18 protein-coding genes are annotated in these 24,768 nt (G+C 70.5%); 7 read left to right on the top strand and 11 right to left on the bottom strand.

Annotation, left to right across the window (positions count from 1 at the left end; translation table 11 throughout):
* Positions 1 to 4: 4 nt before the first annotated feature.
* Positions 5 to 1,525: a carboxylesterase/lipase family protein gene (locus QQ657_RS25275; protein ID WP_284744719.1), complete on the bottom strand. Its 1,521-nt coding sequence runs from the start codon at positions 1,523 to 1,525 to the stop codon at positions 5 to 7.
* A gap of 219 nt (positions 1,526 to 1,744) precedes the next feature.
* Here QQ657_RS25275 and QQ657_RS25270 point away from each other — a divergent pair, with 219 nt between their 5' ends.
* The 3 genes from QQ657_RS25270 to QQ657_RS25260 all read left to right on the top strand — a co-directional run bounded on the left by QQ657_RS25270 (position 1,745) and on the right by QQ657_RS25260 (position 7,965).
* Positions 1,745 to 4,384 (top strand): tetratricopeptide repeat protein, encoded by a 2,640-nt coding sequence (locus tag QQ657_RS25270; protein ID WP_284744718.1) that lies wholly within the window; start codon positions 1,745 to 1,747, stop codon positions 4,382 to 4,384.
* A 382-nt stretch (positions 4,385 to 4,766) separates the two neighbouring features.
* Positions 4,767 to 4,919 carry a hypothetical protein gene (locus tag QQ657_RS56985; protein WP_284744717.1) on the top strand — a complete coding sequence of 51 codons (153 nt, stop codon included), beginning with the start codon at positions 4,767 to 4,769 and terminating at the stop codon, positions 4,917 to 4,919.
* Positions 4,920 to 5,517: 598 nt separating this feature from the next.
* Positions 5,518 to 7,965 (top strand): glycoside hydrolase family 3 N-terminal domain-containing protein, encoded by a 2,448-nt coding sequence (locus QQ657_RS25260; protein WP_284744716.1) that lies wholly within the window; start codon positions 5,518 to 5,520, stop codon positions 7,963 to 7,965.
* 78 nt (positions 7,966 to 8,043) lie between these two features.
* On the opposite strand, the gene QQ657_RS25255 is transcribed toward QQ657_RS25260, so the two are convergent.
* Positions 8,044 to 8,880, bottom strand: a complete 837-nt coding sequence (locus QQ657_RS25255) for a LysR family transcriptional regulator (protein ID WP_284744715.1) — start codon at positions 8,878 to 8,880, stop codon at positions 8,044 to 8,046.
* A 92-nt stretch (positions 8,881 to 8,972) separates the two neighbouring features.
* On the opposite strand from QQ657_RS25255, the gene QQ657_RS25250 reads away from it, so the two are divergent.
* Positions 8,973 to 9,716, top strand: a complete 744-nt coding sequence (locus tag QQ657_RS25250) for an SDR family oxidoreductase (protein WP_284744714.1) — start codon at positions 8,973 to 8,975, stop codon at positions 9,714 to 9,716.
* A gap of 132 nt (positions 9,717 to 9,848) precedes the next feature.
* Here the strand turns inward: QQ657_RS25250 and QQ657_RS25245 are convergent, their stop codons facing one another.
* From QQ657_RS25245 to QQ657_RS25235, 3 genes are all read right to left on the bottom strand, one after another.
* On the bottom strand, positions 9,849 to 11,606 hold the full coding sequence (locus QQ657_RS25245; RefSeq protein WP_284744713.1) for a DUF1996 domain-containing protein: 1,758 nt from the start codon (positions 11,604 to 11,606) through the stop codon (positions 9,849 to 9,851).
* 420 nt (positions 11,607 to 12,026) lie between these two features.
* A complete protein-coding gene (locus QQ657_RS25240; RefSeq protein ID WP_284744712.1) occupies positions 12,027 to 15,941 on the bottom strand; it encodes a glycoside hydrolase family 2 TIM barrel-domain containing protein in 3,915 nt (1,304 codons plus the stop codon).
* Between the two features lie 148 nt (positions 15,942 to 16,089).
* Entirely contained in the window at positions 16,090 to 16,926 is an 837-nt protein-coding gene (locus tag QQ657_RS25235) for an SDR family oxidoreductase (protein ID WP_284744711.1), read from the bottom strand.
* Between the two features lie 98 nt (positions 16,927 to 17,024).
* On the opposite strand from QQ657_RS25235, the gene QQ657_RS25230 reads away from it, so the two are divergent.
* Positions 17,025 to 17,645, top strand: a complete 621-nt coding sequence (locus tag QQ657_RS25230; RefSeq protein WP_284744710.1) for a TetR/AcrR family transcriptional regulator — start codon at positions 17,025 to 17,027, stop codon at positions 17,643 to 17,645.
* Between the two features lie 15 nt (positions 17,646 to 17,660).
* Here the strand turns inward: QQ657_RS25230 and QQ657_RS25225 are convergent, their stop codons facing one another.
* Positions 17,661 to 18,527: a helix-turn-helix transcriptional regulator gene (locus QQ657_RS25225; RefSeq protein WP_284744709.1), complete on the bottom strand. Its 867-nt coding sequence runs from the start codon at positions 18,525 to 18,527 to the stop codon at positions 17,661 to 17,663.
* Between the two features lie 114 nt (positions 18,528 to 18,641).
* Here QQ657_RS25225 and QQ657_RS25220 point away from each other — a divergent pair, with 114 nt between their 5' ends.
* Positions 18,642 to 19,340 carry an SDR family NAD(P)-dependent oxidoreductase gene (locus tag QQ657_RS25220; RefSeq protein ID WP_284744708.1) on the top strand — a complete coding sequence of 233 codons (699 nt, stop codon included), beginning with the start codon at positions 18,642 to 18,644 and terminating at the stop codon, positions 19,338 to 19,340.
* Between the two features lie 243 nt (positions 19,341 to 19,583).
* On the opposite strand, the gene QQ657_RS25215 is transcribed toward QQ657_RS25220, so the two are convergent.
* Positions 19,584 to 20,420: a helix-turn-helix transcriptional regulator gene (locus tag QQ657_RS25215; protein ID WP_284744707.1), complete on the bottom strand. Its 837-nt coding sequence runs from the start codon at positions 20,418 to 20,420 to the stop codon at positions 19,584 to 19,586.
* Between QQ657_RS25215 and QQ657_RS25210 the strand changes: the two genes are divergently transcribed.
* Positions 20,419 to 21,375: an SDR family oxidoreductase gene (locus QQ657_RS25210; protein ID WP_284744706.1), complete on the top strand. Its 957-nt coding sequence runs from the start codon at positions 20,419 to 20,421 to the stop codon at positions 21,373 to 21,375. The genes QQ657_RS25215 and QQ657_RS25210 overlap by 2 nt on opposite strands.
* A 63-nt stretch (positions 21,376 to 21,438) precedes the next feature.
* Here QQ657_RS25210 and QQ657_RS25205 read toward each other — a convergent pair whose 3' ends face one another.
* The 4 genes from QQ657_RS25205 to QQ657_RS25190 are packed head-to-tail and all read right to left on the bottom strand — an operon-like array spanning position 21,439 to position 24,767.
* Positions 21,439 to 22,110, bottom strand: a complete 672-nt coding sequence (locus QQ657_RS25205) for a GntR family transcriptional regulator (RefSeq protein WP_284744705.1) — start codon at positions 22,108 to 22,110, stop codon at positions 21,439 to 21,441.
* Between the two features lie 4 nt (positions 22,111 to 22,114).
* Positions 22,115 to 22,963, bottom strand: coding sequence for an amidohydrolase family protein (locus QQ657_RS25200; protein WP_284744704.1), 849 nt, complete (start codon positions 22,961 to 22,963; stop codon positions 22,115 to 22,117).
* A gap of 11 nt (positions 22,964 to 22,974) precedes the next feature.
* Positions 22,975 to 23,937 (bottom strand): substrate-binding domain-containing protein, encoded by a 963-nt coding sequence (locus QQ657_RS25195; protein ID WP_284744703.1) that lies wholly within the window; start codon positions 23,935 to 23,937, stop codon positions 22,975 to 22,977.
* A 14-nt stretch (positions 23,938 to 23,951) separates the two neighbouring features.
* Positions 23,952 to 24,767 carry a hypothetical protein gene (locus tag QQ657_RS25190; protein ID WP_284744702.1) on the bottom strand — a complete coding sequence of 272 codons (816 nt, stop codon included), beginning with the start codon at positions 24,765 to 24,767 and terminating at the stop codon, positions 23,952 to 23,954.
* Position 24,768: the final 1 nt, after the last annotated feature.

Genomic DNA, 24,768 nt, shown 5'->3' with positions numbered 1-24,768 from the left:
AATGTTACGAGCCGATCAGCGGCAGCGCCGAAAAGGTGTGGTCCTGCCAGAGCTGTCGGGAAGCCTCTTCCGGGTAGGCGGTGACCGCCGATGGGGTGTCGAAGATCTGCGTCAGGCGTTGCGTTGTGTCGTAGGCGGGCCAACCGGGGTCGCCGTGGGTGGCGAATCCGGTCCACGCGGTGCGCATCTCGGCGGATACCGTCTCTGCCTCGGGTGGCGGGCCTTCGCCGATCAGCGTGGCGGTCCCGCCGCGGTCCAGGTTGCCGAAGACGAGCGGTACGTCGAGGCCGTGGCAGGCGCCGAGTGCGCCGCCCATCCCCGGGGCGGGCCAGGTCAGCTCGTAGAGGTGGGCACGGCCGCCGCCGGTGGTCTGCGCCTCGGCCAGGTGCAGCGATGGCATCCGGAACAGCCAGTCCGAGTTCACCAGCTCGTGCAGCTGGTCGGGGCCTGCGTCCGGGAAGGCCTCGCGGTAGCGGCGGGCACCGTCCGGGCCAGGGGCGAGGACATCCAGCGTGGCCGCCGCCTGCTCCGGGGTCACCTTGCCGAGGACGCCGGTGATCAGGTTGAACAGCCGCTGCTCGTCCCGGGTGTGGCCGACGATGAGGTCGATGTCCCGGCCGGCACCGTCGGCCAGGGCCTGCCACGGGGTGACCGGCAGGACGTCGCCGTCGGCCACGGGTGCGAACGGGATTCCTCGGTGCCCGGCCCGGCCCCAGCGTTGTGCCCACTGGCTGATCTTGGCGGTGACGTCGTCACCGGCGGCGGCCAGGAGGGAAGGTTCCACTGTGGACAGGTCGGCCACGGTGGGTCGCAGCCCCAGCTCGGCGGCGAACGCGGCGGCGATGTCGGCGGCGAGCGCCGTCGTGAAGACCGTGCCCGGCACGCTCTGGGCGACGGCCCGGCGGAAGAGCCCGGCCGCACGGGGCATCGCCATCAGCGCGGCGACCGACCCGGCGCCGGCCGACTCGCCGAAGACCGTGACCCGGTCAGGGGCGCCGCCGAAAGCCCTGATGTTGTCGCGCACCCATTCCAATGCGGCCACCTGGTCGAGCAGGCCCCGGTTGGCGGGTGCCCCCTCGAGCTGCGCGAAGCCCTCGACGCCTACGCGGTAGTTGAACGTCACCACCACGACCCCGCCGTCGCGCGCGAGGCGGACGCCGTCGTACTCGGGGAGGCTGGACATCCCGAACGCGAACGCGCCGCCCTGGATCCACACCATGACCGGCAGCCCCGCGCCCGGGTCGGGTTCGGGCGACCACACGTTGATCGTCAGCCAGTCGTCGGTCGCGTCCTGAGCCGGCTCGTCCATGCCGAAATAGCCGGCTTGTGGGGGAGGCGGGCCGTACGAAACGGCCTCCCGCACCCCGCCCCACCCTCGCACGGGCTGCGGTGCGGCGAAACGCAGAGCGCCGGCCGGCGGTTCGGCGAACGGGACGCCACGGAAGACCACGATGCCTGCCTCCCGGCCGCCGCGCAGTGTTCCGGCCGCAGTGCGGACTTCGGGTCGGGATGCGGCAACAGTCATCACAAATTCCTTTCCGGGCGGGCCGAGCGCGGCTACCGGGACGCTTTCCACATGGAATATCGCTTCGGTTTCAACGTCTCAACTGTCGCTGCGCGGTGGTCGCCGAGGTCCTGCGGTCGACTGTCCCGGGCAGGTAACCTGGGCGTTCGAATCCCGAACGAATCCGCACGGCGGAGGCCGCGGTGATCGGTCGGGAACTTCGGCATGAGGGGGTGTGCCGTGCCGTCGTCACGGCAACCGGTCGACGGGTCCGCGGCACTGCCCGATCCCGGGCAGGCCGAGAAGCTCGATGACCTGGTCGAGCGGCTGCGGTCGTTGAAGGTCTGGGCCGGTGACCCGTCGTACCAGTGGATAACCAGCCGGGTGAACTCGGCGTGGACCGCGGCCGGGCGGCTGTCCGGTGAGCTGACCGGCAAGACCACCGTGGTGGACTGTTTCCGGCTGGGCCGGCGCCGGGTGAACGTCGACCTGGTCGTCGCGATCGTGCAGACCCTGCATCCCGACGCCGGCTATGTGACGCAGTGGCAGCAGGCGCTCCGTGTCCTCACGGGTGAGATCCGGGCGGCGGCGCAGGTCAGGGTTCAGGACGCCCTCCCACCGGACCTGCCCGGCTTCACCGGCCGGGCCACCGAGCTGGGCCGGCTGCGGACGGGGTTGCGGCACAGCGCCGTCACGGGCGAGCCGGTGGTGATCTCCGCGATCGCCGGCGCCGGCAAGACCCAGCTCGCCGTGCACGCCGGACACCTCCTGGTCCGGGACGAGCTCGTCGACCGGGTGCTGTTCGTCAACCTGCGCGGGTTTCACCCCGACCCGGCCCAACCACCGGCCGAGCCGGCCGCCGTGCTGGACGGCCTCCTGCGCACGCTGGGCGTGTCCGGCAGACAGATCCCGTACGACCTGTCCGCCCGCAGCGCGGTCTACCGGGACCGGTTGGCGGGCACCCGAACCCTGGTCGTGCTGGACAACGCCGCTGACGCCGACCAAGTCGATCCGCTGCTGCCCCGGACCGCGGGCTGCCCGGTACTGGTCACCAGCAGACGCGACCTGGCCGACCTGACCGCCGCCACACGCCTGGCGGTGGACGTGTTCACGCCCGGCGAATCCGCGGCTTTCCTGACCCAGGCCACAACCGGGGTCCCCGCCGGCGGCGACCCACAGGCGCTTGATCGGATCGCCCGCCGCTGCGGTCACCTGCCCCTCGCGCTCGGACTGGTCACCGGACACATCCGCGGTACCCCCGGGTGGACGCTCACCGACCACGCCGACCGGCTCGACGAACGCCACCACCAGCGGCGCCTCGACGCCGGCGTGGAGCTGGCGTTCGACCTGTCCTACCAGCACCTTCCCGCTGACGGGCAACGGCTGCTGCGGCTGTCGGCGCTGCACCCGGGCCAGGATCTTGACGACCACGCTGCCGCGGCCGTTGCCGGCAGCGACCTGCCCACCGCCCAGGCTCTCCTGCGCCTCCTGTGCCGAGACCACCTGGTGCAGGAGGACGCCCCTGGCCGGTACACCATGCACGACCTGGTCCGCGCCTATGCCACCGGCCGGGCTGGCGACGAGGACCCGCCACCCGAGCGCCATGCCGCCCTGACCCGGCTGTTCGACTTCTACCTGGCCACCGCCGCCATCGCCGTGGACACCCTCTATCCGGCCGAGGCACACCGCCGACCCCGGGTTCCCGCACCTGGCACGCCCTGCCCGGAGCTGACCGACTCGGGCACCGCTCTCGCCTGGCTGGACACCGAACGCCCCACCCTCGTCGCGGTCACTGCGCACACCGCCGGCGCGGGCTGGCCCGCTCACACAGCTCAACTGTCGGCCACGCTGTCCCCGCACCTCGCGAGTAGGTCCGTCACCGACGCCCTGGCGGTCCATGGCTACGCCCTGCACGCCGCCCGCCACACCGGCGACCCGACCGGACAGGCCCACGCACTGACGTGTCTCGGCTTCGCGCAGGCACTGCTGAGCCGGTACGGCCCGGCCGCGGAGCACCTGCGGGAGGCCCTGCACCTGTTCCGGGAGACCGGCGACCCGGCCGAACAGGCCCGAACCCTGGCCAGCCTTGGCGCCGTCGAGGAGCGGCTGGGCCGCTACCAGTCGGCCACCGAGCACCTCCAGGAGGCTCTGACCCTCTGCGGGAAGAGTGGCGACAGCGCCGGCAAGGCCTTCGCCCTCAACTGCCTCGGCGTGGTCGAGACCTGTCTTGGCCGGTACGCGGCGGCCGCCGATCACCACGAGCAGGCCCTGACCCTCTGCAGGCAGGGCGATGACCACAGCGGTGAAGCCGGCGCACTGCGGGGCCTCGGCATCGTCGAGGTGCGGCTGGGCCGGTACCGGCAGGCCGCCGACCACCTCCGGCGGGCCCTGGCCCGGTACCGGCAACTGGGCGCCCGCGTCGGTGAAGCCCGGACGTTGGACAGTCTCGGTACCCTCCACACCCGCCTCGGGCTGCTCGCCGAGGCTATCGAGCTCCACCGGGAGGCCTTGGCTGTCTTCCGGGTGACCGGCGACCGGGACGGGGAAGCCTGGGCGTTCAACGGCCTCGGCGAAGCCGCTCACGCCGCCGGCGATCATGCCGACGCGACCGCCCACCACACCGCTGCCCATGTCATCGCGGCGGACACCGGCGGCCGCGACCAGCAGGCTCGGGCCCACGCCGGCCTCGGCGACGCCCACCGCGCTCTCGGCGACTCCACCCAGGCGGGGCACCACTATCAGCATGCCCTGACTCGCTACGTCGAACTCGGCACGCCTGAGGCGGAGCAGGTCCGCACCCGCCTCGCCACCATCGACGACAACAGTTCCGCACAGCGCTCCCGGACGCCGGCGGTTGCCTTCACGGAAGGCAATCAGTAAACGCTTACCGCTGTGCGGTCGCCATGACCCGATCCTGCTTGGGCTGGGTGATTCCCGATCAGTGCTGTCGACCGTGTTCGGTCGCGGGGACCAGGTACGGGCGGTCGCTGCGGGTCCCTCGGGGAACAGGACGCTCATGTTCTCCCCGGTGCCGGCGACCCAGGCCGCGCGGTGCGGCCGGTCGTCGAGCGCGGCTACTCGGTAGGCGTGGGCAGCACGGGCGCTGGTGGCGGTGCCGTTGCGGTAGCGGTAGCGGATCTCGAGGTCCGGCGCATGGTGGTCGTCGGCAGCCAGGCGCCGGTGCGGAACGATGGTCACGACGGCGGGGTGCCAGCCGGTGCGGCGGGCGTGGCCCAGCCGGCGTGCCCACCGCGCTCGGCGGATGACCGCGATCGGGAACATCGCGACCCCGGCGACGAGCAGGGCGCCGCCGGCGGTGACGGCGCCGTTGTCCAAGTTCGGTTCGTCGACCGTGCGGATCCGGTCCGGCCGTGCCGGGTCGGTGACCACGGTGACCTGGTCACCGGCGGAGTAGCGGCGATCAGACGTCTGAGAGACCGTTCCCACCCGGTCTTTGCCGGCGAACACGTACTCGATCTTGAGTATCGGCAGACGCCTTGGTGCGTAGCGGATCTCGAGCACGGTCCCGGCCCCGTGCACGCCGGTGCGGAGCAGGTGGTCGGCGGCCCGGTCCAGAGCGATGTCGAGCGCGACGCAGCCGCCGAGCATCGCGGCGGCGGCGATCAACGCGTACGTCCAGCGCCGGCTGCCGGCGCGCAGGCGCCGCACTCCCGGCGTCACGGCATCGGGGTCCGGGCTCCCGGGACCACTTGGCCGGCCTTCGGATTCGGGAACCGCGGACTCCGGAGCCTCGGCGGATGTGGGCAGCGGTGACGGAGCGGGCGGGTGCCGGAGAGGTCTTCCGAACGCGTGTTCCCCTCGAGCCATCCGGCAATCGTAGGCCGTCGAGGCCTCGGCCGGTCGGATGCCGGCACGGGATACCGCTTACTTCAAGGTGTGTACGAACGGAAGCTCAGCCGCCGTTCGGCGCTTTACAGCCCAGGCGGACGGCGCCTACGGTGCGCTCGCACCACTGCGGCCGGTCACCGCCGACCACGGCTGAAGGAGGTCAGGTGTTCCGCAATCACAGACGCACTATCCGCGCCACCGTCACGGTGTTCGCGGCGGCGGTCTCACTCGCGGTTCCCGCGTTCACCGCCAGTAGCAGTGCCGCCATCGATCCGGGCGCCGCGCCCTGGCTGGACTCCCACCGCCCGGTGGCGGCGCGGGTGGAGGCGCTGCTGCACGCGATGACGCTGCCCGAGAAGGTCGGCCAGATGGACCAGCAGCTGGTCAGCACGCTGACCGACTCGAATGGCACAACGTGCGGGAACAACGGTTTCAACCTGCCCAATCCCGTGTGCATGCGGAAAATCCTGGTCGACGCCAACGTCGGCTCGATTCTCGCGGGCGGTACCGAGAATCCGGTCGACACCACAGGCAAGGGCGGTGTGGGCAACACCGGCTACGACTGGGCCACCGAGTACAACATCATCCAGCAGTTCGCGATCAAGAACTCGCGCCTGCACCTCCCGGTGGTGTTCGGCGTCGACGCGGTGCACGGCTTCGGCCACCCGTGGCAGGCGCCGCTGTTCCCGCAGTCCATCGGCATGGGCGCCACCTGGGACCCCGCGCTCGCCCAGGCCGGGGGCAAGGCGACCGCGGACGCCCTGCGCGCCACCGGCTGGAACTGGAACTTCGCGCCGGTCCAGGACATCGCGCGCGACAACCGGTGGGGCCGCACCTACGAGACGTGGGCCGAGCAACCGGTCCTGTCGGCCGCGATGGGCGCCGCGAACATCAAGGGTATGCAGACGCCCGGCAAGCGCGGTGAGCTGAACGTCAGCGCGACGGTCAAGCACTTCGCCGGCTACTCGCAGTCGGTCAACGGCCACGACCGGGCCGAGGCGCTGCTGCCCATGAACTACCTCCAGACGACGATCCTGCCGCCGTACAAGGCCGGGATCGACGCGGGCGCCGGGACGGTGATGGTCAACTCCGGTTCGATCAACGGTGTTCCCGCCACCTTATCGCACTACCTGCTGACCGACGTCCTGCGGGACCAGATGCACTTCCAGGGTGTCGTGATCAGCGACTACCAGGACGTCACCGCGTTGCAGACCGCCTACCACATCGCGGCGGATCTCCCGGGTGCCATCGCCGCCGCCGTGAACGCGGGCGTCGACATGAGCATGCAGGTCGCCGACCCGGCCGGGTGGCAGGCCGCGATCCTGCAGGCCGTCGACACGGGCAAGATCCCGCGCGCGCGGATCGACCAGGCCGTGCGCCGCATCCTCACGCTGAAGTTCCAGCTCGGCCTGTTCGACCAGCCGTGCGTGGCCGACCCGGCGAAACCGTGCGTCGACGCGAACGCCGCCAACGCCGCCGTCACCGCGGGCCGTGATCAGACGGCCAAGGCCGCGCGGGAGTCGATCACCTTGCTGCGCAACGAGAACAACGCGCTGCCGTTGCCGGCAGGCGCGAAGGTCGTGGTGACCGGCCCGAGCGCGGACTCGATGACCAACCAGCTCGGCGGCTGGAGCGTCAGCTGGCAGGGCGTGGCGGGTGCCGGGCACGTGTGCTGCATGGGCCCCGAGAACCAGATTCCGCCGGGTACCACCGTGCTGGGCGGAATCCGGGCTGCGGACCCGGCCGCGGTCTACGCGCCGGACCAGGCCAGCGCCGTCGCGGCCGCGGCGGACACCAGTGCCTATGTGGCGGTGGTGGGGGAGAAGGCCTATGCGGAAGGGCTGGGCGACAACCCGGCGCCGGCCCTGGCGCCCGACCAGCAGGCCCTCATCTCGGCGCTGGAGGCGACCGGGAAACCGGTGATCGTCGTGGTCGTCGCGGGCCGGCCGGTCGGGCTGGGCCCGGCGGAGAAGGCGAACGCGGTGCTGATGGCCTACCAGGGCAGCACGGAGGCCGGCACGGCTGTGGCGGATGTGGTGTTCGGCAAGGCGAACCCCGCGGGCAAGCTGCCGATCAGCTGGCCGTCCGACGCGCCGGCCGTCGGCGGTGACTTCGCCGGCACGGCTCCGTCCCCGCTGGGGGACCAGCCGAAGTTCTTCGACCAGCTGCCCAGCACGGCGTCCGGTCAGGGCAACGCGTACAACCCGCAATTCCCGTTCGGGTACGGCCTGTCGTACACGACGTTCACCCACACGAATCTGTCGGTGACGCAGAAGGTCGCGCGCAACGGCACGGCCACCGCGACGTTCACCGTCACCAACACCGGGACCCGTGCCGGCACCGACATCGTGCCGGTCTACGTGGCACAGCCGGTGAGCCCGGTGGTCGTCCCGCCGCAACGGCTGGTCGGCTTCGCGCGGGTGACGCTCGACCCGGGCCGGTCACAGGTCGTGCGCGTGTCCTTCCCGGCGGCCACGCTGGCCGAAAGCGCGCCCGACATCAACGCGTCCGGCCCGCCCGCCGTGGTGCCGGGCAGCTATGTGCTGCAGCTGGACAAGAACGGCACGACGCCGTACGCGGTGGACGTGTCGGCGCCGTTCCTGATCCAGTAGCAGAGGGTCCGGTTGCGGGGCGACAGCGGCGCGTCGCCCCGCACTGCCGGTCCAGGCTCTGTTCCTCGCCGAGATGTTTCAGGCGAGGTGGATGGCGGCGATGTCGTGGAACGCGGTCGCCAGGGGGTTGGGGCCGTGGGCGTGGGTGGCGAGCACGACCTGGCACGGCTCGATGTCCTCTACGGGAACGGTGGCGAGGTCCGTGCGCAGCGTGCTGCGCCGGTCGCCGGCGGGCAGAATGGCGATGGCGTGGCCTTCGGCGATGAGTTCGAGCTTGTCGTCGAAGCTGTCGTCGAGGCTCGGTTCGAGGGGCCCGCTCCAGAGCGTGGGCGAGCTGGTGCAGGCGACGAGCTGCTCGTCGGCGAGATCGCCGAGCGTGACGGATTCCTTGCCGGCAAGGGGATGCGACGTCGGCACGACCAGCACTCGCGGCTCGTCGTGGAGGACGGTCACGTGCAGGTTGTCCGTCCGGAACGGCAACGGCAGCCGCGTGACGAGCGCGTCCACCCGGTGTTCGGTCAGGGCATGCGTGTCCTGCCAGTTCAGGTGGCGGGTGCCGACCCGGGCGCCGGGGTACTGCCGGCGCAGTTCCCGGATCGCCGCGGTGATCACCAGATCCGCGACGTAGCCGACCGTGACCGCCTGCTGAGGCGCGGCCGAGCGTGCGGCGCGCCCGGCCTGCTGGGCGGCGTGCAGCAGTGCCTGCGCTTGCGGGAGGAACGCCTGGCCGGCTTCGGTGAGCCGGCTGCCTTGCGGGGTGCGATCGAAGAGCCGCACCCCCAGCTCGTGTTCCAGGCGCTGGATCTGGCGGCTGAGCGACGGTTGGGCGAGGTGCAGGGCGGTGGCGGCGCGCCCGAAGTTCAGGTGCTCCGCGACGACCGTGAAGTACCGCACCAGCCGCAGGTCGAGGTCCACGCCCGTCGAGTCTACGCGTCATGCGCATTCCGTATGACGGTGTGCGGAACAGGTCTTGGACGACGGCCGGGAGGTGTTCTTGACTGGATGTCATGGCAGCGTACGGAGGCAAGAACGTCGTGATCACCGGTGGTAGCAGCGGGGTCGGTTTCGCCGCGGCGAAGCTGTTCGCCGACGGCGGAGCGCGGGTGCTGATCACCGGTCGCACCCGGGACACGCTCGATGCTGCTCGCGAGCAGCTCGGGGAGCGCGCGGTGGCCGTCCCCGGCGACGCGGCATCGCTGTCCGATTTGGACGCTCTGGCGGACCGGGCGCGGGCGGATTTCGGCCGTGTGGACGCCCTGTTCGTGAACGCGGGTGTGACCCGGGCGGTGCCCTTCGAGTCGATGTCCGAGCCGGTGTACGACGACTTGTTCGCGGTCAACGCCAAGGGTGCCTACTTCACGGTGCAGAAGTTCGTGCCGCTGTTGAGGGAGGGGAGTGGCGTCGTGGTCACCACTTCGGTCGCGAACGTCAAGGGGCTGCCGATGGTCAGCGCGTACGCGGCCAGCAAGGCGGCGCTGCGCTCGATGACCCGGAGCCTGGCCCGGGAGCTGCTGCCGCGGCGGATCCGCGTCAACGCGATCAGTCCGGGCCCGATCGATACCGGCATCCTGGAGAGGTCGATGCCGGCGGACGCTGCCGGGCAGGCGCGGGCGCAGATGACCTCGAACAACCCGATGCTGCGGTTCGGTGACCCCGCCGAGGTCGCGAAAGCGGTGGCTTTCCTGGCTTTCGACGCCACTTACACGACCGGCGCCGAGTTCCCGGTGGACGGCGGTGCTTCCCAGCTCTGATCCTGCTCGAGTGCCTGCTCGGCACGGCCTCGTGGTGGAAACGCGCCGACCAAGACCGCTGACCGACAGCAGCGGAGGGCGCCCGCCGCGGGGGATGGAAGTCACGGCGGGCGCCCCTTGCCGGTGCTCGGCTCAAGCGGTGCAGGTCTTGTTGCGGTTGATGCAGTTGACGACCTGGTTCATGAGGCGTTGGGACATGACGTTGGCGAAGTCGTCGTGGTCGGACAGCGGGTTGTGGTTCTCGTCGGGGAAGGAGTCCACTTTGTACTGCTTCTTGACCTGGATGTCGTGCGGGATGTCGTAGACGAGGGTGATCCGCAGCTGTGGTACTGCTGTGAAGCCCGGCGCGCACCGGCCGGCCTTGTCCGGGAAGACGATGTGCGTGCGGTGGTTGGCGCTGTCGGTGTTCTTGCCGTCCCAGCAGCTGGGGAAGGTGTGGATGCGTTCGACCTTGCTGCCGTCGGGGCAGATCGGGTACTTGTCGGTCAGCCGGTTCTCGAAGCCGGTGCACGTCCACGCCGCCCGGGTGTTCTTCGTGCCGTTGACCGACGGCTTCGCGTCGCCGGTGAGCGCGCGCAGGAACTTCGGCATCGCGGCGACCTGGCCGGCCGGGCTGCCGCGGAAGGTGATGCCGACCTTCGCCGGACGCTGGATCTCGCCGTCGTTGTCGGGCAGTTCGTTGTTCTCGTCCGCGCCTGGCAAGGGCTTGCTCTCTCCGCCGGTGCCGGTTTGCTGCCCGAGGGTGCACGGGGCCAGGGCATCGAGGCCCTGCGGTTTGGTGGCGGTGCGGCCGATGGCGATGGCCATGCGGTCGATGGTGGCGGCGCGTTTGTCCTTGAGCGGGCCGAGGATGGCGTTCTGGACGAAGTTCGGGCCGCCCTGGCCTTGGCTGGTGGCGAGCCGGTTGTTCGCCTCCTGGAGCTGGGTGTTCAGCAGCTGCAGGTTGCGGTCCACTTCGGCCTTGGCCGGGGCCGGGACGGCGGGGAGCTTGCTCGCGACGTCCGGGCAGGTGATCTGCTGAGCCACCGCGCCGCCTGGAGCCCCGCCACCGTTGCTCGCGCTGTTTCCACCGGTGCCGGCCTGCTCTTTGAGCGTGCACGGGGCGAGGGCGTCGAGGCCCTGGGGTTTGGTGGCGGTGCGGCCGATGGCGATGGCCATGCGGTCGATGGTGGCGGCGCGCTTGTCCTTGAGCGGGCCGAGGATGGCGTTCTGGACGAAGTTCGGGCCGCCCTGGCCCTGGGTGCCGGCGAGGCGTTGGTTGGCTTCGTCGATCTGGGTGTCGAGCAGGTCGAGGTTGCGGTCGACCTCGGCCATCGCGGAGTCGGGGACGTCGGGCAGCTTGCTGGCGACGTCCGGGCAGGTGATCACCGGGGTGGTGGCGGCCTGGGCCGCTTGGTCACGGTCGCCGTCGGGGGACTTCGCCGGTGGGTTCTTCTCTTCGTCGCCGGTGTCGATGCGGACCACCGGCCAGAAGTAGGCGGACTTGTCGCCGTTCTTGCACGTGGTGCCGGCGGCGTCGAGGCTCTTGTTGTTCGAGTCCGCGTTGGAGGAGAGGTTGCCGACGTAGTCGTGCAGGTGCTGGGCGCCGTTGCGGATGCCGGGCTGGGCGACGAAGTTGTCGGGGTTGAAGTGCCCGTTCTCGTTGCGGCCGCAGTCGACGGTGAAGGTGCCGGTGGACGCGCCGCGGGAGCTCGCGGGCTCGGCGTTGTTCGGAGCGACTTTGAGGATGTCGATGTAGAGGGCGGGGTCGGCTTCGTCGGCGCTGGCCTTGCCGGGCTCGCCGAACGTGGTCGCCACCACGATGCCACCGGCCGCCATGGCGAGCGCGAGGGCGCCGGTCGCGATCTTGGTGCGTCGGGAGATGCGGTGCTTTCCCGTATTTCCGGGCATGAGTGACTCCGTTGTTCGGGGCAACGGCAAAAGGGCAGGGGGTAACGCCGCAGATGTGCCGTACTGCCTGGGGAAGTGGAGGGGACGGGGCGCCCACTGACCCGACATCAGTGGGAGCAGCGCAATACTCGTTAGCGCTAACTACAACGGGGAGGCTTTCCTCGGGAGAATGGATGATCTCCGCGTTGGTTGTGGCGGCAATCGTCGCTTGTCCGCTTCGGGTTGTCCAGGGTTCGGAAGGTGGGCGAAATACTTCGGAAATGTGGTGAACCTTGGTGAACCGGCGTCCGTGTATCCCGGTGGAGCGTGAAGTCTGAGCTCGGCTGTTGCCGTATGTGTTCGACCAGCCGCCCGCGCCGAAGTGCAGCTCACCCGCACCGGCCTGCCAGTGCGGGTGAGCTGGTCCGAGCCGACCTGCCTCTACGGCGAGGTCGCCGTGGGCCGGCGGCTGAGCGCCAGTGCCTGGTCCCGCCTGAGGAGCGGGCGCAGCCGGTAGGTGTAGCTGTAGTCGCGGTCGGTGAACAGCTTGTATTCGTCGTGCGTGTGCGCGCCCCAGCTGTTGTCGCCGCCGACGCCCATCTGCTTGTGGTTCAGGCGCAGCACCACGTCTTGGCGGGGAGTGAGCTGGTAGTCGTGCCGTGCACCGACCGACAGGTCCTCCGGCGTGAAGTGTGATGCGTTGACCTCCAGCAGCGGTTCGCCGCTCGCGAGGAGCCCGACGCCGCGCCTGTTGGTCAGTGCGACCCACCGCACGTCCGTCTTGTTGCCGTTCTCCTGAGGACGGATGTACCCCGTCCACTGCTCGGCCACCGTCGAGGAGTACCGGCCCACGTCGGAGCCCGTGTTGCGGTCCCAGTGGTTCTCATCGGGTCCTCGGCCGTAGTAGTCGAGGGTGTCGAACTCGCCGGGCAGCAGCAGGATCGTCCCGACTTCCGGGATGTACGGCAGGGTCGGTGATCCGGGGTGCAGCGTGTTGTCCACTTTGATCTCGGCGTTGCCGAAGATCGTGTACGTCGTGGTGTACGCCGAGGCGACCGACGTCGGCAGGGTGCCGCTGACGGTAACCACGGCGGCCTTGCCGGCGAGGGTTTTCACGGTGACGCCGGTGACTCGGCGGTGGGTGCCCGCGTGCCGCCAGGTCGCGTTGCGGCTCGGCTGTCCGTTCCCGATGTCGTTGTCGGTCGGCGCACGCCAGAAGTTCGGGGCCGGCCCCGAAGTCACGAGCCGCACTCCGTGGGCCTCGTAGGTGGTGATGAGACCGGTGTCCTTGGCGACGGCCACGGTGAACCCGTCGCCGGTGACCGTGACGGCCTGGTCGGTGTCCGTGACGACGACGGCGGGTACCTGCGCGAGCGGTACCGGCTGCACCGCGGGGCTGCCGAAGTCGACCGGCACCTGCTGTTTGGCCACTTCGAGGCCTCGGTCGGCCCAGGCCGTGCGCGTCCGGGTGGTGAAAGCCAAGCGGAGGAAGTACTCGGCTCCCGGCTCGAGGCGGGCCGGCCGGTGGAAGGGAACCGTGATCGTTCGGCTCGACCGGGGTGGCACGTCGAGCTGTGCGCGCGTGAGCTGTCCGCGCTGCACGACCGTGCCGTCGGCCACGAGCTCCCAGCTGCCGTCGTGGGTGTTGACGTTGGTGAAGAGGTTCTCGTTCGTGATCGTCACCCGGCCCGAGGCGACGTCGGGGCCCGCGGTGACGTTGATCGACTGGTAGACGTGCTTGACCTCGGTGGCCTTCCCACCTGACCGGCGTTCGGCGGTGACGATGCCGTTGGCGCAGAAGTTCCCGTCGTTGGGGTTGTCGCCCCAGTCGCCGCCGTAGGCGAGGAAGGTCCGCTCGGCAGGCTGCTGCTCGGTGTAGGTCGCGGTGGCCGCGTCGAACCAGAACCGGACGGCGGGGTCACGGGGGTCGCGGGCCGCGGTCGCGAGTTCCGCGGCGCTGAGCCCTCGCGCGTACACGTGGGCGGCGCGGATGAACCCGCCGAACACGCGCTCGGGATTCTCGGCGTCCGTGCCGAGGGCGAGCTGGACCGCGGTGCTGTCCGGGGCGCGGTCGGTGCCGGTGGTGGCCACGGCTTTGCCGTCGAGGTAGAGCGTGAGCGTGTTCGCCGCGTCGTCGAAGACGCCGGCCACGTGGTGCTCCTTCCCCGTCCAGTCCGCGGGCAGGGGAGCGTTGGCCGCGATCCATCCACCGGCGTAGATGAAGAACTCGAGGCTGTCCTCGGAGAGCTTGAGCGAGTACTGGTGATCGCCCTTGGCGATGATCGGCTGGTGCCCGCCGACCGCGGCCGGGGTGACCCAGGCTTCCAGCGTCAGCGAACCGGTCAGCTCGAGGCTTTCCGCGGAGGCGAACACCGCACCACCCGAGACGCCTTGCGCGCGGTCGAACTTCGCGGCGGGCGCGAGCTCGGCGGCCAGGGTTTCGGGCCCGGTCTCGGCGAGCAGCTTGCGCGGCGGGGTCGGCCAGTGCAGCCCCTGGTCAACGAAGTCCCAGATGAACCCGCCTTGCAGGATCGGGTACGTGCGGATGATGTCCCAGTACTCCTTGAGGTTCCCGGTGGAGTTCCCCATCGCGTGGGCGTACTCGATCATGATGTACGGCCTGGTGTCGGACGTGTCGAGCGCGCGTTCCTTGATCCGGGCAGGGGTTTCGTACATCTGGGAGCGGATGTCGCTGACTTCGGGCCGGTTGTCGCCCTCGTACTGGACCACGCGGGTCGTGTCGTAGGAGCGGATCCAGTCGCGCATGGCGACGAAGTTGCTGCCCGCGCCGGCTTCGTTGCCCAGCGACCAGATGATCACGGACGGATGGTTCTTGTCGCGGTGCACCATCCGCTGGGCGCGGGCGACGACCGCGGTGGTCCAGTCCGGGTTCGAGCCGGGGTAGCTGTCCCGGACACCGTGGGTCTCGAGGTTGGTTTCGTCCACGACGTACAGGCCGTACTCGTCGGCCAGCTCGTACCAGGTGGGATTGTTGGGGTAGTGGGAGGTGCGGACGGCGTTGATGTTGAGACGCTTCATCAGGCCGATGTCCTCGACGAGGTCGGCGCGGGTGAGCGCGGCGCCGTGGTCGGGGTGCATCTCGTGGCGGTTGGTGCCGCGCAGTGTCACGGGCTGCCCGTTGATGCGCATCAGCCCGTCGGCGAGCTTGAATTCGCGGAAGCCGACGCGTGCGGAGAGGGTTTCGACGACCTTCCCGGCGGGGTCGCGCAGCACGAGCACCGCCGTGTAGAGGTCGGGCCGCTCCGCCGACCAGAGTTTCGGCGCGCGCACGCCTTGGGCCGCGCTCACCGTGACGTCCTGCCCGGCGGCGCCCGAGCCGAGGTTCACCTGCTGGCTCAGCGGACGCGGCCAGACCGGCCGCCGGTCCGCGTCGTAGAGCTGCGTCTCGACGGTGTAGGTGCGCTTGTCCGTCCCGCTGTAGTCGCGGACGTGAGCGGTGACGGCGAGGTCGGCGTTGGTGTAGCCGTCGCGCAGCCGCGTGTCGAGGCGGAAGTCGCGCAGGTGCACCGCCGGTGTCGAGAACAGGTAGACGGACCGGAAGATGCCGGCGAGGCGGATCATGTCCTGGTCTTCCATCCAGTCGCCGTCGGGGAAGCGGTAGACCTCGACGGCGATCCGGTTGGTACCCGGCCGGAGATGTTCGGTGATGTCGAACTCGCTGGGCGTGTAGGAGTCTTCGCGGTAGCCGATCAGCTTGCCGTTGATCCACACGTAGAACGCCGACTTGACGCCCTCGAAGTGCAGGACCGTGCGCCTGCCCTGCCAACCGTCCGGGACGCGGAAGGTCCGCCGGTACTGGCCCACCGGGTTGAACCGCGTCGGGGCGAAGGGAGGCTGGGCGTTCTCGTTCTGGCCGTTGGCGCCCCACCAGGGGTAGGTGATGTTGACGTAGATCGGGAAGTCGTAGCCGTGCAGCTGCCAGTTCGACGGCACGGGCATCTTGGCCCAGGAGCTGTCGTCGACGTCTTCGCGGTGGAAGTCGGGATCGCGCGCGTCGGGGCGGTCGGCGTGCTGGAACTTCCACTCGCCGTCGAGGTCGAACCGGTAGGGCGACCGAGTGCGGTCGCCGGCCAGCGCCTGGCTCAGGTCGGCGTAGGGCATGAGCGTGGCGTGGGGTGGCTCGGTGCCGATCTCGAAGATCCCGATGTTGTTGTTCCACTCGGGGAAGCCGTTCGGCGGAGCGGCCAGGCCGTCGAGCACGGTCGCCGCCGCGGCCGGGCATGGCATCGTGGCGGGCAGGGCGAGTGTGCCGAGAAGTGCGGCGCTTCCCTCCAGGAACCTGCGACGGCTGATCCCTGCGCGGCGTGCGGCCGGGTCTGGCGAGAGCTGAGACATCGTGAACCACCCCGTTCCTCGACGACCTACAGCGTTGCGTTTTAACCCACCCGAAGTCAACACCGTTGATCAGAAACCAACGGAAGTATGTTGATTCCTGTTTGAAGCTCGAACGCGGGACGATGTCATCGTCCCGGATCCCTGCTCGCTAGGAGAAGGCTTCGATGTGCTCCGCGAGGAAGGTGCGCAGGCTGCGCGGTGTTTCGCCGGTGAGCGCCTTCGCATCGTCCGACAGCCATGCTGCGTCGCCTTCGGCTATCAAGCCGAACGCCTGGGCGTTGGAGTCCGCGACGGTCTCGGGGACGCCTGCGCCGATCATCGCCGCGCGGTGTTCGGCCGGGGTGATCCGGCGGTATTCGACCGGATGTCCCAGTGCGGCGGTGAGTTCCTTCGCGACGTCGGTGTAGGTGATCAGTTCCGGCCCGGTCAGCCGATAAGTCCGGCCGGCGTGTTCGCTCGGAGCGGTCACGACCGCCGTTGCCGCGGCGGCGACGTCCCGTGCGTCGATCATGCCGACCTGGCCGTCGCCGGCCGACATCGGAAAGCCCTGTGTTCGGGAGATCATCGGCGCCAGCGCGAGCAGGTTCTGCAGGTAGGCGTTCGGCCGGAGCAGCGTGTGCGCCAGGCCGCTGGTTTCCAGATGGGCCTCGATCCGTGCCTGCCCCCGGCGCCGGGCGACCGGGGAGTCGGCCGAGGCTTTGCTGCTGACCTTGACGACGTGCGTCACTCCGTGGCGGACAGCGGCGTCGATGACCGCCATCTCCTGCGCCGGTACCGCGGGGCTGACGAGCAGCACGGTGTCGATGTCGCGCACCGCGGCGTCGAGTGTGTCCGGCCGGTCGAAGTCGCCGATGACGACCTCGACGTCGCCGCGGGGTGTGCGGGACGGATCGCGGACCAGTGCTCGCACGGGGTGGTGCCGCGCGGCGAGCAGCCGGACCGCTTCCGAGCCGACCTTGCCGGTGGCGCCGGTGACCAGGATCAAGGTGTTCTCCTCCGGGGTGTTCCGCAGATTGGATTGATCTATCCAAACTAACGTCGCTAAGATTGGATCGTCAAGTCCAGTCCGAGGCAGGTGAGCCGATGACGTCGCAGATCGCGCCGAGCACGCAGAAGGGGCGCGCGACCCGGGACCGGATCGTCGTGGCCGCGGCCGAGCTCATGTACCGCCACGGCGTGGCCGGCACCAGTACGCCCGCGGTCCGCGACGCCGCCGGGGTCAGCTCGTCGCAGATCTACCACTACTTCGCCGACAAGGACGACCTCACCAAGGCGGTCATCGCCTACCAGTCCGAGTCGATCCTGTCGCACCAGACGCCCCTGCTGGCCACCCTCGACAGCCTCGACGCCCTCGACTCGTGGCGGGACGTCGTGGTGGAGGCGGCCCGCCGGCAGAACGGTGCCGGCGGGTGCCCGCTGGGCAGCCTGTCCAGCGAGTTGTCCGACGGTCATCCCTGGGCCCGCGACGCCCTCGCGGCCGGCTTCAGTGCGTGGTCCGGCGCGATTCGCGACGGCCTGGCCGCGATGATCGGCAACGGCACTCTCCGGCCGGGCACGGACGCCGACGAGCTCGCTCTCGCCCTGCTGGCGGCCGTCCAGGGCGGCCTTTTGCTTGCCCAGGCTCAACGCGACACCGCTGCCCTCGAAGCCGCGTTGAGCGCCGTGATCGCGCACATCCGCGGTCACGCGAAAGGCCAAGCCTGATTCCGCGGGAGGCGCCTACGAGCCCGTCGTGATCGCCGGGCTGACGATCGCCGCGAGCCGCAGCTTGGTTTCATCCTCGCTGCCGGACGCGGCGGTCATGATCACGATCTTCAGCTCGGAGTCGCCGTCGGTCAGCACGTCACAGTCCACAGTGACCGGTCCGACCGCGGGGTGCTCGATCGTCTTGTGGTCTTCCCGGTGGGAGGTCACCGTGCCGGTCGACCACAGTTCGGCGAAACGCCGATTGCCCTTGTGCAGCACGCGGATCAGTTCGGCCAGTCGCTGGTCGCGGGGGAAGCGCCCGGTGGCGCGGCGCAGGTCGGACACGACGGCGGCGTCGGTGGCGTCGCTGTCCAGTTCGGACACCGGCCACAGCGCGAGGCGGGCGGGACCGGCGTCGACCGGGAACCGGTCGCGGGCGAAGTTGCGCAGGTGCACCGGGGAGGATGCGGGATGTCCGAGCAGCGCGGCCCAGCCGGGGTTCCACCAGATCAGCTGCCAGTCCGCGGCGAACACGGCGACCGCGACGTCCCCGAGCCGGGCGAGCACGCGGTGGACGCCGGGCGGGATGTGGTCGGAGATCGCGCCGCCGGACGGCGGGGCGAGGCCGGCCAGCCGGTACAGGTGGTCACGCTCGGCGCTGGACAGCTGCAGGGCGCGCGCCAGCGCCGCCACCACCGACGCCGAGGGCGTCGTGGCGCGCCCCTGCTCCAGGCGCACGACGTAGTCCACCGACACGCCGGCGAGCTCGGCGAGTTCCTCGCGGCGCAGCCCGGCCGCACGGCGCGCCCGGCCGGCCGGCAGCCCCGCGGCCGACGGCGGCAGCCGGTCCCGCCACGTGCGGATCGTCGCACCGAGCCGGGTGCCGGAGTCCGAGGTCATGACGTCCATCTTCCCTCAGCCGCCACCGCCGGGCAGACAGTGAAGGTGGTACTGCTTTTCCTACCGTCGAGGCGTCCCTGGCCGGTACGTCGCGAACGGACGAACGTGGACCGCATGACGATCACTTTCATCACCGGAGCGAACAAGGGGCTGGGCCGCGAGACCGCCCGCCGTCTCGTCGGACTCGGCCACACCGTCCTGATCGGAGCCCGCAACGCCGAACTGGGCGCCGAGGCCGCCGCCGCGCTCGACGCGCGCTTCGTTCCCATCGACGTCACCGACGACGCGTCCGTCGCCGCCGCGGCCGCGAACGTCGCCGAGCACGAGGGCTCGATCGACGTCCTGATCAACAACGCCGGCATCAACGGCCCGGTCGGCGACCCCGGCGCCCTGACCGCGGCGGACGCCTTCGATGTGTTCGACGTCAACCTCGTCGGCGTGGTCCGGACGACCACCGCGTTCCTGCCACTGCTGCGCCGGTCGGCGGACCCGGTCATCATCAACGTCAGCAGCGGGCTGGGCTCGCTGGCCATCACCCACGACCCGTCGCGGATCGAGTCGAAGGTCATCGTGCCGCTCTACACCGCCTCGAAGGCCGCGCTGACGATGCTGACGACCCAGTACGCCAAGGCGCTGACCGACATCCGCGTCAACGCCGTCGACCCCGGCTACACGGCGACCGACCTCAACGGTCACAGCGGCCCCCAGACGGTGACCGAAGGCACGGACGCCATCGTCGGCCTCGCGACCGAGAAACCCGGCGCCGGATCCGGCCGCTTTGTCGACCGGGACGGCGACATCGCCTGGTCCTGAACCCGGCCGGGGCCGGCACCCCGAGCCGGCCCCGGCCGATCAGCTTCCGCGGCGAGGAGGCCGAAAGCGGTGGTGACGACCGAGTGGTCACCGAAACCGTGCTGTGCAGGGTGCACGAGGATCGCGCGAGCCCGGGACAGCCCGACTCTGCTCGAGGACTCGGTCGTAGAGCCCGTCGTACACGGCCCGATCGGGAGGTACGTTCGCCGGCCTTCCGGCACTTCAGCGGGCCCGGCCTGACGGCTAGCCGCAATCGGGGGCCAGGTTCTGCGTGCCGATCGCCGCCAAGAAGCCGAGCTTGTCCCGCGCGTCGGTGCCCGGCCGGGGTGTGTAGACGACGACCCGCAGGTTCGAGCCCTGTGTGGTGAGCACGTCGGAGTCCAGGTCGACGGAACCGACTTCCGGGTGCTCGATCACCTTGTGCCCGCTCTGGTGCTCGGCGACCGACGCGGCCGCCCACAGCTCCCGGAAACGGGGCGCGCGCTGCAGCCGGGTGATCAGCGCCTCGACGTCCGGGTCGTCGGGGTAACGGCTGGTCGTGGCGCGCAGGTCCGCCACGAGCGACTCCTCGAACGCGGCCCGCTCCCCGGGGCTGAACCGCGCTGGGCTCGGCATGCCCTCGAACTGCATGAGCAGCAGGTTGCGGTGGTCTTCGGTCACCGTCGTGGGGTCGCCGAAGGTCGCGGCGAACAAGGGGTTCCAGTGCAGCAACTGCCAGGTGGCGTCGTACACGGCGAGCGGGTGGCTCTCGAGCCGGTCCAGCAGGCGGCGGACGCTGCCGGGAATCAGCCGGGGGACGCGGTGCGGGTCGGCCGCGTGCCCGGCCAGCCGCATGAGGTGCGCGTACTCCGCGTCCGACAGCCGCAGCGCCCGGCCCAGCGCGGTGCAGACCTGTGCGGACGGCTTCACCGCGCGTCCTTGCTCGAGCCGGACGACGTACTCGATCGAGATGCCGGCGAGGACGGCCAGTTCCTCACGGCGGAGTCCCGGAGCCCGGCGAGGTGCCTTGTGCGGGATGCCCACGCTCGCCGGGTCGAGGCGATCGCGCCACGTCCGCAGGGCCCGGCCGAGATCATCCATGCGGTCATTGTGCGCCGACGCACCCCGTTCGTGGTGGTACTGGCTGTACCAGGACATGCCGTGGCTGTTTCTCGCGTGCGCCGCGGCGCACGGTGATCTCATGAACGCGACGAACTCCAGCACTCCCTCCGAACTCGTGATCGTCACCGGCGCGAGTACCGGCATCGGCCGGGCGACCGCGCAGCGCCTGGCCGCCGACGGCTTCCACGTCCTGGCCGGCGTCCGCACCGAGGCTGCCGCCGCGGAGGTGAAGGCCGTGCACATCGAACCGGTGCTGCTCGACATCACCGACGAGGGCCAGGTGGCCGCGCTCGCCGACCGGGCCGGCGGGGACCGCCGCCCGCTGCGCGCCGTGGTCAACAACGCCGGGATCGCGGTGAACGCCCCGATCGAAGCGCTGCCACTGGCGGACTGGCGTCGGCAGTTCGACGTCTCCGTGTTCGGTCAGGTGGCGGTCATCCAGGCGCTCATGCCCGCTCTCCTGCGGAGCAAGGGCCGCATCGTCAACATCGGCTCCACCGGCGGGAAGGTCGCCATGCCGAGCTTCGGCGCCTACTCCGCCGCGAAGTTCGCCATGGAAGCCATCAGCGACTCCCTGCGTCGCGAGGTGGAGCCGTTCGGTGTCGCCGTCGCCGTGATCATCCCCGGTGCGATCCGCACCAAGCTGACCGAACGCGGAAACGCGACGGCGGACCGGCTGATCGCGGGCATGACCCCCGAGCAGCGCACCCGCTACGCCGGGCTCACGAAAGCCTTCCACGCCACCACGAAATCCTGGGGCACCGACGGCCTGGACGCGAGCGTCGTCGCCGACGTCGTCTCGAAGGCGATCCGCGAACGGAAGCCGCGGACCCGCTACACCGTCGGTCGCGACGCCGCCGTGATGACCCGGCTGACGCATCTCGTCTCCGATCGTCTGCTCGACCGGATGGTGCGCCACACGATGGGACTGTGAGTCCGGCCGACCGCACGTTGTCCAAACCAGGTGACGGCCTGCTCGGCCCTTTCCCCGAAATCGTCAGGCGACGCCCGGCGTCCGGCGGTGTTGCTGGCCGAGCAGCAGCGCGCGGCGGGCGGAGCCGACGTGGTGACGCATGGCGGCGGCAGCCGCCTCCGGGTTGCGGGTCATGATGGCCAGCAGGATCGTCCGGTGCTCGGCCAGTGAGCCGGACCGCGGGTGGCGGGCCGAAATGTTGCGGTACTGGCGCATCACCAGCGGGTAGAGCAGCGTGTCGTACGTGCGCGCCAGCGTGGCCTGGTGCGCGGCCGCCTTCACCTGCTGGTGGAATGCCCGGTTGCCCCGGGAGTAAGCGGCCTGGTCCCCGCGCTCCTGCGCCTGCTCCATCTCCTCCAAGGTACGGCGGAGGCCGGCGACCTCCACGTCGGTCGCCCGCTCGGCGGCCTTGCCGGCCAACGCCGCTTCCAGGGTTTCGCGGGCCTCGAGGATGTCCGCCGCCTCGTCGATCGTGAAACTCCGCGTGCGGACACCCCGGTTGACCTCGCTGGTGACGTACCCCTCCTGGGCCAGCCGCACCAGCACCGAGCGGATCGTCCCGCGGGACACGGCGAACCTGGACGTCAGATCCGCTTCGGTGAGCCGGGTGTTCGGCTCGTAGCCGCCGGAAAGCAGGAGCGTGCGCAGTTCCTCGTACACCTGGCTGTAGCGCGTGGCCTTCCCGTCGTCGCCCACGGGGCTAGCCGGGCAGTCCCGGGTACAGCCGGCGAGCCGTCCCCTCGAAGATCTCGTGCCGCTCGGCCTCCGGGACCTCGGCCAGGACCTCCCGCGCGAGCGTGACGAGCTCGGGCAGGGACTGCTCGGCCGCGGGCAAGTTCGAACCCCACGCGATCCGGTGCGCGCCGAACGACGCCAGCACCGGGTCGAGGAACGCCGCGGCCTCCTTTCCGGCGCTGTGCAGCGGCTCGAGGGTGCGGTGGGTCAGCTTGAGGTGCAGGTTCGGATGCACGGCCAGCTTCGCCACCTCCGCCCCGGCGTCCGCGGGCGACTCGGCGACGGCGGGGTAGCCCAGGTGGTCGAGGAGGATCCGCGCCGACGGGAACCGGTCCAGGAGCGTGACGAGCTGGGCGGTCGCCGGGCCGAGCCGCATCTGCAGGCACACCGTGACGCCCAGCTCGGCGGCCTTTTCCCAGAACGGGAAGGACTCCGGTGCCGCGAACCACTCGCCCTGGGTGGGGACCGTGCTGCCGCTGGTGAACAGCCGCACCCCGGCCAGGCCGCCTTCGGTGACCGCCGCGAGGTGCTCGGCGGCGTCGGGCCGCAGCGGGTCCACGGTGCCCACCGCGAGGAACCGGTCCGGGCGCCGTGCGCGGCTGTCGAGGACGTAGGAGTTGTCGTAGCCGTACGCCGTGGTGGCCTGCACCAGCACGGCCTGCTTGATACCGGCTTCGTCCATCCGGGCGGCCATGCCGTCGGCATCGACCGGGCGGGTCGTGGCCCAGCCGGACTGCTTGCCATCCAACGGTGAACGCGGATACTTCGCCAGGTCACCGGAGATGACGTGGCAATGGGTGTCGATGATGTCCATGGGCTTTCCTCTCAGGCGTCCGGGTAGTCGCCGTCGGCGAACAGCTGCTGCGGCTCCGCGTCGAGCAGGCCCTGGTCGCGCGAGAACTCCACTAGTGCGCGCAGGCTCTTCTCGTTGGCAGCCAGGCCGTACGGGATCGGGTCGCCGCCGATTTGCCGGGCCTGCTTGCCGAGCCGGGGCAGTGCGGACCACTCCGGGTCCGCTTCGGCCTGACGGCGCTTGCTTTCGGCGAACGCGGCGTACAGCGCGCTCGGCAGCCCGGGTTCGCGTTCGACAAGCTCGCGGCGTAGCGCGATCACCGAGTGCAGGGGGTAGATGCCGGTGCGGAGGTACCAGTCGGTGGCCAGCACGTCGTGGTCGGGGAACAGCGGATACGGCCCTTCGTCCACGGTGGACTGTTCTGCTGTCCAGCCCGCCCGCGGCGCCCCCGCGCGTCCGGTGCCCGCGTTGCCGCTCAGCGCGGCGTCGATCTCCCCGGCACGCAGCAGCGCACCGAGCGAACGGCCGTCGGTGACGTGCTCGACGTTCGCCGGCGCCCGGCCCTCGATGTGGTCCTCGTCGTCTACGACCCAGGTGACCGAGCCGAGGTCGAGGCCGTACTCGTGCTGGAGGATCCCGCGCACCCACACCCCGGTGGTGACGGTGTAGGCGCGCACGCCGATCCGCTTGCCCGCCAGGTCGCTGGGGAAGCGGATGCCGGAGGCCGCAGCGCACTGGACGTCCGTGTGGTGGAAGCGGCGGTTGAGGAACACCGGGATGCCCGTCAACGGCACGCCCGCCTGCAGGGCCATCAGGTAGGACGTCGGCGCGAGTTCGCAGACGTCGAACTCGAGGTCGCGGATCATCCGCCGGTACGCCCCGATCACCGGGGACACCTCGACCGGCTCGACGCGGTGACCGGGGATCTCGACGTCGCCGTTGAGCAGGGCGCGCCCATGGGCGTAGTCGCCCAAGACCATCGAAAGCTTTTCCATGTCTTGCCTTTCCATCAGCTGAGGCGGGAAGCGCTTACCCCGAGGACCGAACAGGTGCGATCCACCAGCTCGTCGAACGAGACGTCTCGGGGGAGCACCTGCTGTTCCCGCGCATAGCGGGCCACTTCGGTGACGGGACCGCGCAGGGCGTCGAACCCGGCCGGTGCCTGCGCCGCCAGCGCGTCGTAGACCGCGAGCACGGCCTTCGCGTCCGCCTTCGGGTTGACCGCGACGACGTGGTTGACCGGCATGAACCCCTTGCGGGCGGACCACTTCTCCGCGACGGCGAGCGCGTCCGGGATGGCCGTGCGGATGCGGTCGTCGGCGGGCAGCTCGTTGCCCAGGATCCCGTAGTCGACGCTCCCGGCGAGGAACTCGGTCGGCAGTTTCACACCTTCAGGAGTCCGGCGCACCCACGACGGGTCGGTGTACTCGGGCAGGTGTCCGTCTTCGTAGGTGATCCAGTCCACTTCGGACAGATCGACGCCGTACTGCTCGGTGAGGAACCCGCGTACCCACACGCCGGTGGTCTGGCTCCACGACCGCACGCCGACGGTGCGGCCGCGCACGCCTTCGACGCCCGCATCGCCCAGCGTCACCAGGGTTTGGTGCTGGTGGCGCTCGAGCGCGGCGATCGGCAGCAGTGCCACCGGCTTGTCGTAGGCGACGGCCTGCAGCAGCGTCACGATCGCCAGCTCGCAGACCTCCGCGGTGCCTTCGTCGAGGAATCCGCGGGATGCCTTGTGCACGGGCCGGATGTCGAGCCGTTCACCGCCGGCGGCCTCGACGGCCGTGGCCGCGAGCGCGTCGTTTCCCAGGATGATTTTCATG

Origin of the sequence: Amycolatopsis ponsaeliensis (assembly GCF_030182635.1) — a bacterium.
GTDB classification, from domain to species: Bacteria; Actinomycetota; Actinomycetes; order Mycobacteriales; family Pseudonocardiaceae; genus Amycolatopsis; species Amycolatopsis ponsaeliensis.
The sequence above is the reverse complement of the archived record's forward strand: the minus strand, read 5'-3'. Positions and strand labels throughout refer to the sequence as shown.

Excerpts from the sequence above, each read along its gene's own strand:
- QQ657_RS25275 (WP_284744719.1), bottom strand. The coding sequence starts at position 1,525 with ATGACTGTTGCCGCATCCCGACCCGAAGTCCGCACTGCGGCCGGAACA.
- QQ657_RS56985 (WP_284744717.1), top strand. The coding sequence starts at position 4,767 with ATGACCGCGATCGGGAACATCGCGACCCCGGCGACGAGCAGGGCGCCG.
- QQ657_RS25250 (WP_284744714.1), top strand. The coding sequence starts at position 8,973 with ATGGCAGCGTACGGAGGCAAGAACGTCGTGATCACCGGTGGTAGCAGC.
- QQ657_RS25245 (WP_284744713.1), bottom strand. The coding sequence starts at position 11,606 with ATGCCCGGAAATACGGGAAAGCACCGCATCTCCCGACGCACCAAGATC.
- QQ657_RS25240 (WP_284744712.1), bottom strand. The coding sequence starts at position 15,941 with ATGTCTCAGCTCTCGCCAGACCCGGCCGCACGCCGCGCAGGGATCAGC.
- QQ657_RS25230 (WP_284744710.1), top strand. The coding sequence starts at position 17,025 with ATGACGTCGCAGATCGCGCCGAGCACGCAGAAGGGGCGCGCGACCCGG.
- QQ657_RS25225 (WP_284744709.1), bottom strand. The coding sequence starts at position 18,527 with ATGACCTCGGACTCCGGCACCCGGCTCGGTGCGACGATCCGCACGTGG.
- QQ657_RS25220 (WP_284744708.1), top strand. The coding sequence starts at position 18,642 with ATGACGATCACTTTCATCACCGGAGCGAACAAGGGGCTGGGCCGCGAG.
- QQ657_RS25210 (WP_284744706.1), top strand. The coding sequence starts at position 20,419 with ATGCGGTCATTGTGCGCCGACGCACCCCGTTCGTGGTGGTACTGGCTG.
- QQ657_RS25215 (WP_284744707.1), bottom strand. The coding sequence starts at position 20,420 with ATGGATGATCTCGGCCGGGCCCTGCGGACGTGGCGCGATCGCCTCGAC.
- QQ657_RS25200 (WP_284744704.1), bottom strand. The coding sequence starts at position 22,963 with ATGGACATCATCGACACCCATTGCCACGTCATCTCCGGTGACCTGGCG.
- QQ657_RS25195 (WP_284744703.1), bottom strand. The coding sequence starts at position 23,937 with ATGGAAAAGCTTTCGATGGTCTTGGGCGACTACGCCCATGGGCGCGCC.
- QQ657_RS25190 (WP_284744702.1), bottom strand. The coding sequence starts at position 24,767 with ATGAAAATCATCCTGGGAAACGACGCGCTCGCGGCCACGGCCGTCGAG.